Source organism: Streptomyces sp. NPDC047117, from assembly GCF_040643545.1.
In the GTDB taxonomy this organism is placed as follows: domain Bacteria; phylum Actinomycetota; class Actinomycetes; order Streptomycetales; family Streptomycetaceae; genus Streptomyces.
The window spans coordinates 1-5868 of record NZ_JBEYUN010000046.1; the positions used below are offsets into that span (position 1 = coordinate 1).

At 68.3% G+C, this 5868-nt stretch carries 6 protein-coding genes and 1 pseudogene; 2 read left to right on the forward strand and 5 right to left on the reverse strand.

What is annotated here, in order from left to right:
* On the reverse strand, positions 1 to 284 hold a 284-nt coding region (locus ABZ840_RS37615; protein ID WP_361568569.1), incomplete at its 3' end, for a hypothetical protein.
* 277 nt (positions 285 to 561) lie between these two features.
* Here ABZ840_RS37615 and ABZ840_RS37620 point away from each other — a divergent pair.
* Positions 562 to 1101, forward strand: a complete 540-nt coding sequence (locus ABZ840_RS37620) for a hypothetical protein (protein ID WP_361568572.1) — start codon at positions 562 to 564, stop codon at positions 1099 to 1101.
* A gap of 160 nt (positions 1102 to 1261) precedes the next feature.
* On the opposite strand, the gene ABZ840_RS37625 is transcribed toward ABZ840_RS37620, so the two are convergent.
* Both ABZ840_RS37625 and ABZ840_RS37630 read right to left on the reverse strand, forming a co-directional pair.
* The gene (locus ABZ840_RS37625) at positions 1262 to 2203 is read right to left on the reverse strand and encodes a VOC family protein (RefSeq protein WP_361568574.1); all 942 of its coding nucleotides are present in this window, start codon (positions 2201 to 2203) and stop codon (positions 1262 to 1264) included.
* A gap of 275 nt (positions 2204 to 2478) precedes the next feature.
* Positions 2479 to 2874 carry a hypothetical protein gene (locus ABZ840_RS37630; protein WP_361568577.1) on the reverse strand — a complete coding sequence of 132 codons (396 nt, stop codon included), beginning with the start codon at positions 2872 to 2874 and terminating at the stop codon, positions 2479 to 2481.
* Between the two features lie 509 nt (positions 2875 to 3383).
* Between ABZ840_RS37630 and ABZ840_RS37635 the strand changes: the two genes are divergently transcribed.
* Positions 3384 to 4139: an alpha/beta hydrolase gene (locus ABZ840_RS37635; protein WP_361568580.1), complete on the forward strand. Its 756-nt coding sequence runs from the start codon at positions 3384 to 3386 to the stop codon at positions 4137 to 4139.
* Here the strand turns inward: ABZ840_RS37635 and ABZ840_RS37640 are convergent.
* Positions 4136 to 4774: a peptide deformylase gene (locus tag ABZ840_RS37640; RefSeq protein WP_361568583.1), complete on the reverse strand. Its 639-nt coding sequence runs from the start codon at positions 4772 to 4774 to the stop codon at positions 4136 to 4138. The two genes, ABZ840_RS37635 and ABZ840_RS37640, sit on opposite strands and share 4 nt — an antisense overlap.
* A gap of 21 nt (positions 4775 to 4795) precedes the next feature.
* Positions 4796 to 5868 (reverse strand): annotated as a pseudogene (locus tag ABZ840_RS37645) (hypothetical protein); the annotation flags it as partial.

Below are 5868 nucleotides of genomic sequence, written 5' to 3' on the forward strand. Positions count from 1 at the left end.
CCTGTGGTCTGCTTGACCACCGGATGATCCTCCGCCAGCCGCAGCCCGCGCCGATCCTCCAGTACCGACGGTAGGCCGAAATACTCGGCAGCCGCGGCAGTCGACAACGGCGGCGAAGCCCCTGCTTGCGGGGCGGCGCGATAATCGTCCGATGTGAGGATCCGGTCGGCCGGCCGTTCCGCAAGAGGCGGCGTGGCCGTTGACCGGTCATGGGTGCTGTCGAAAACTCTGCCCCGGCCGGTGCTGAGCGGCCGGGAGCCTACTGGCTCGGATATCGGGTCCACGGACCGGAGGAATGCGTGTGGCGTGCGGTGCTGCACGAGGCCACTGCCCTTGCGACGACTGCACGTCCCCAGCGACATCTGCAGGAGTGAGTCGTCAGGGCCGCGCGGTGCGGGTGACAGTCCCTCGGGACTGCCCCCTGCCGGTTGGTGAAGCGTCGGGCATCACTGAGTTGCCAGGCCAGGTGGGCTGGAGCCTGCCTCTCTGATGTGGTGACAGCCAAGCACAGTTCGGAAACTTTGGTTTACATGAGACCGTTTCGTAAACTACAGTTGTCGCATGACGGCCTCTGAGATCACTCCAGAAGAGCGGGCAGAACTCGACAAGGCCCTGTACGACGCCTTGAACCCCCTGGCCTCGGCCCTCCGCTCCCGGGAGACCGGGTTGCCCGCCGACCGTATGTGGGACGCGAACCCCGTCAAAGTGGCACTGTCCGTCCTGGCCGCCTGGAAGGTGGTGGATGGCGAGGTCAAGCGGCTCACGGAGCGGGCGGCAGTGACCGCCGGCTCCTACGGTGCGAGCTACGAGCAGTTGGGAGCCGTCTGGGGCATCACCCGGCAGGGCGCCCGTAAGAAATGGCCCGATGCCGTCAGCCGCCCAGCACCCGTGACAACGAAAAGGAGCACACTTGCGCTGTTCGGAGGCACTGCTGAGCTGGTGCAGTCGCCTTCCGGTGGTTGGAGCTGGACCGGCCGAGGCGCTGATGGAGCACCCGGCACGGCCGCCGATGGGGCGCCGTACGTGACCGCAGAGGAAGCAGCGGCCCACGCGGGCGCATTCCTCAAAGAACACGCCCTCGACAGCGGCGATCAGTCCTAGAGCTCCTCACACGGGTCACCTGCGGGTCTCGGCGTCGAAGGCGGGCGGACGGCCTCCGGCGCGGCCTCGCCGCAGACGCTGGCCGCCCTGGTCGGACGACTGGGGGTGGCAGCACGGCTGTCGCTGGCAAGGGGAACCTTCGCACTCAGGCCGCCGCGCACTACGCCGGGCGCATCGCGATCCAGAAGGCGAAGACGTGCGGGGCGCTGCGATCGGCCAGCTGACAGCACATATCGAGGTCATGGCGCTGGCCACGCCGGGCCCCTGAGCCAGATGCCCTATGCCGAGGGACGGTGAACAGGCCGCCGTCCGGATCACGGATGACCGCGTGTGCCGCGGGCGCGTCGGAGGCCGAGGCGCCGAGGAAGACCGCTCCGCCGGCGGCGAGCGCCGCGGCGCTGACCGCTTCTGCATCTTTCACATGGAAGTGGACATGCCACCGCGGCCGTACCTTGGGGTCCGGTGCCGCCTCGATGCCACCGCCGTGGAGGGCTGCCACCGTGTGTCCGTCTTGGCGGACGACCACTCTGTCCTCCTCGTAGGCCACGTAGCAGGCACTGTGGCCGGCTGCCCAGCCGAAGACCTCCGCGTAGAACACGGCGGAGTCGAAGATGTCGCGAGTGCGGAGCTCCAGGTGGGCAGGCGCGTCCTCTTGGCCCACCGAACAGACCAGGGTCCGGCCTTCCCAGATGCCGAAGGCGGCTCCGTCACGGTCGGCGGCGTGCGCGGCGCGGCCGTGTCCCAGAGCCAGGGGCCCGATCGCGACCGTCGCACCGCGTTCGCGGATACGCGCTGCGGTCTCATCCGCGTTGGGCACGGCGAAATACGGCGTCCAGACAACCGTCATCTGCCACCGCCCGGCGAGGGGCCCGATACCGGCGACGGGCTTCCCGTCGCAACCGGCGAGGGGCCCGATACCGGCGACGGGCTTCCCGTCGCAAAGTGCGATCCGGAATCCGTCCCCGAAGCTGCTGGGGCGGAAGCTCCAGCCCAGCACCGCGGCGTAGAAGTCTTCCGTGGCCGGCAGGTCACGGGCAGCCAGACTCACCCGGCAGGGAGCGCCCAGCGCAGGAGGAACATAATGGCCAGCTCCGTTCGCCATCAGACTTCTCCCGTCTGCGGATCGCGACCTCAAGGTCGGTATTGCTGACCTCCGGCGCGTCTTGTGTCCCCCAGGGGGATACAACGCTACAAACTCTTGCGCCGACTCAAGTAGACCCAGCCATGATCGTGTTGCAGGCTCTGACCATGCAGTTCGGAGCTTGAAGAAACCTTGCAGATTCATCAGCCCACTCGTCACCCCTCGCACCTGCCGCTCCCGGATCGGCCGCCGCCGTCGGCTGCGGTGCCACCAGGCGCCGGACTGGGCAGGCTGATCTACTGGGCGGACACCTTGGTGAGCACCAAGGACCACGGCTCGTCCGGAGTGCTGAACTCCACCGTCCCTCGACCGCTCGTGTACAGCTGGATGCCGGAAATCTCACCGATGCCACGACCGTCGACATCGAGGTAGATGAAGTCGCTGGTGGTGCTGCTGTCGACGAACTCCCATCGGCCGCTGAAGTCGGCGGGGCCGGAGGAGGAGTTGGTCGAGACATCATTGGCAGAGAACGTTCCGTCTCGCTCGAGCAGGATCTCCCCGCCAGTCGCGTCGTTGCGATACATGCCGGGCAGTTCGTCGGTGTCGACCAGGTACGTACACCCTGAGGTGAGTACCGCAGAAGCGGTCAGTGCAGCGACGAGCCCCCATCTACCTATCCCCCTGATCACCACGGCCCCAGCGTAGCGGCATCACAAACAGCCGAATCACCCCACTGGACACGCCAACCCGGCACCTCAACAAGATCGTGATACCACCTCTCACGAGACCGTCCGGGGCTGGGACCATTGAAGAGCATGATGCTCGGCAGTGGCTTTGTTCGCGAAGAACCGACCGCACCTGTACGCGAATTCGGCAGGCGTCGGCGGTGCGTCGTGTCCGATGTTCGCGAGAAGCGTCAGCGCCAGTGTGTCCGGCCGTCGTAGAGCCGCCACTCGGGAATCCGCGACGACGCCCCAGCAGCTCTGTGCAGTGTCTTCGTGGCGCCCGGCCACGGAGACTCCGCAAAACCGTTTGGCGGATGAGGCGACCACTGCTACGTTTCCGGAGGCCGTGCGAGAGACCAAGGAGGTGGTACCCGTGAACGCAGTATTGACGTGGGTGCTCCCCTCCGGGGTCACGGTCGGGCGATAGACAGGTCGTCCGGGAGCGCCATTCCGATGCGCTCCCGAAAGGCACGACCATGCATTTCACTTCCGAGCAACGCCTCGACGACGGCGTCCTCGAACGCGAATTCACCCTCGGTGAGGTTCCCGGCATCCTGTGGACGCCCGAAGCCGCATCGGCTTCCGCGCCAGTGCCGCTGATCCTGCTCGGCCATCCCACGCTCGGACTGCGCAAGATGTACCCCCGACTGGTGGCCCGGGCCCGGCACTCCGCTGCGGAGGGCTTCGCCACGGCCACCATCGAGCTCCCCGGAAGCGGCGACCGGCCCATTTGGCCCGCCCTTGACCAGGCCCGCGCCGAACTTCGCCGGGCGATGCAGGCCGGCGAGCCGATCAGCGACGAAGTCGTCGACGACCTCATCCTCCCTCTGGTCGACAAGGCGGTCCCGGAATGGCAGGACGCGCTGGACGCCCTCCTGTCGCTGCCCGAGATCGGCGGTCCGGTCGGCTACTCGGGGGGAGTGATCTCTATCGGCATCCGGCTGGCGGTGGTCGACCCGCGCATCGTGGCCGCCGGTCTGTTCGCGGGGAGTCTTGTGCCTCGCGTCATGTTCGAGGAAGCCCGCCAGGTCACTATTCCCCTGCACGTCCTGCTGCAGTGGGACGACGAAGGCAACGACCGGCAGGCGGCCCTGGACCTGTTTGACGCCTTCGGTTCCAAGGAGAAGTCCCTGCACGCCAACATGGGCGGACACACCGGCGTCCCGCAGTTCGCAGGAGACGCCGCGGCCCAGTTCTTCACACGGCACCTGAAAGTGCGGCCGGACCGTTAGACCGGCAGCAGACGGTAACTGACGTCGGCGGCATACCGCTCATCGAGAACCGGCGCCGACCCTCCACAACTATCTGCACCATGGGCCCCGCTGCACTCTCGGCAGGGGCCCGTGCTGCCTGAAGTCACCGTGACGCCGGCTCCCTCACCGGCGGCTTCGGTGACCGTGTTCGGGTGCTGCATAGGTAGGGCGCGGTCGTCGGTGCGGCCGCCCAGATCATGCTGGAGCTGGCCCTGGCCATCCATGGAAAACAGCGACTTCACTACGCAGGAAGACTTCACTACCAGGAACAGATCGTTCAGGACTCGACCTGGGCGGCCGGTTCTGACATGGCCTCCGGAAGCGCTGTTACTGCTCGTACGCCCAGGCCCGGCCGGCCTGCCGGTATTCCTCGACGGGGAGGGGGCGACGCCGGTCCGCATGCGGGCGGTGTACAGCAGGCCGTCGAGGTGGTCGATCTCGTGGTGCATGAGGCGGGCCAGCCCGCGTTCGTAGTCGGTGCTGGCCCTCTGGCCGGTCAGGGCCGTGGTCTCGACGGTGATCTGCAGGGGCCGGGGACGAGGCCGCGGACGTCGAAGAAGCTCAGAGCCTGTGTCATCACTCCGTGTTTGGTCACGTTCTGCGACAGAAGGCAAGTCTGTTCGCCACGATGATGGTTACTGGAGGGGCGGCGGCGCGGCGGCGGGGTCGAGGGCGTGGGCGATGCCGGTGTCCAGGTGCACGGTGCGGCCGGCGTCGAAGGCGCGCCGGTAGGCGTCCTCGCCGAGGGCTTCGCGGGTCTGGCGTTCGCAGGCTTGGCGGGCGGCCACCACCGCGGGGATGGCCGCCTGTGGCTGGCCGAGTGTCTCCCACAGCTGCATGGCCAGGCCGAGCAGCCACGCGGCGTCCCGGCGTCGGCCCGTGGCGGTGGCGGCGCGGGCCAGCGCTTCCAGGATCATGCCGGTGCCCACGCCCTCGCGCAGCCGGTGCTTGACCAGCAGCGCGGCCCGGGCATGCTCGTCGGCCTCCAGGTACCGGCCCAGCGCCAGCTCGGCCTGAGCGCGGACGAAGTCCCCCCAGGCACGCATGCTGCGCTCGCCGGTCCGGTCGCAGGCGGCGCTCAGCTCGTCCAGCCAGGCGAAGGCTTCCTCGAAGCGGCCCGCGGCGACAAGGTAGTGACTGCCGAAGACCAGGGCCGCCAGGGGAATCAAGGTGAGCGGTTGCTCGCGCCAGTCCGTGGCGAGCAGGGCCTCGACCCGGGACACCACCTGCGCCAGGTCGCCGTGCATCACCGACACCCGCAGCTCGGTGGCGGCCGCGTAAATCCGCTCCGTGTCACCGAAGTGCGCGGCCAGGGCAGTGCACTCGGCAGCCCGCTCCTCCAAGGCGGCCAGGTCGCCCAGGCAGAGCAGCACCGGACCGCTGACGTACAGGGCCTTCACCCGGGCCGGCGAGGGGGCGGTGTCGGCGGCCAGGGCCAGGTCCAGGTAGTGCCGGCCCTCCTTCAGGAACCCGCAGCCGTACCAGAAGAACCACAGCGCCGCGGCCATCTCCAGCGCGATATGGCCCTCGGCACGGTCACCGGACTCGGTCAGGCTGTACTCCAGCGCCGTGCGGAGGTTGTCGTGCTCGGCGGTCATCCGGTCGTACCAGGCGAACTGGTCGGGCCCGATCCAGGCGGCGTCGCCCCGGTGGGCCAGGGTCAGGTAGTGGTCCCGGTGGCGGCGGCGCAGCAGCTCGTCCTCGCCGA

What these genes read in the sequence shown, in the direction of transcription:
- ABZ840_RS37620 (WP_361568572.1), top strand. Translation starts at nt 562, where the DNA reads ATGACGGCCTCTGAGATCACTCCAGAAGAGCGGGCAGAACTCGACAAG.
- ABZ840_RS37625 (WP_361568574.1), bottom strand. Translation starts at nt 2,203, where the DNA reads ATGGCGAACGGAGCTGGCCATTATGTTCCTCCTGCGCTGGGCGCTCCC.
- ABZ840_RS37635 (WP_361568580.1), top strand. Translation starts at nt 3,384, where the DNA reads ATGCATTTCACTTCCGAGCAACGCCTCGACGACGGCGTCCTCGAACGC.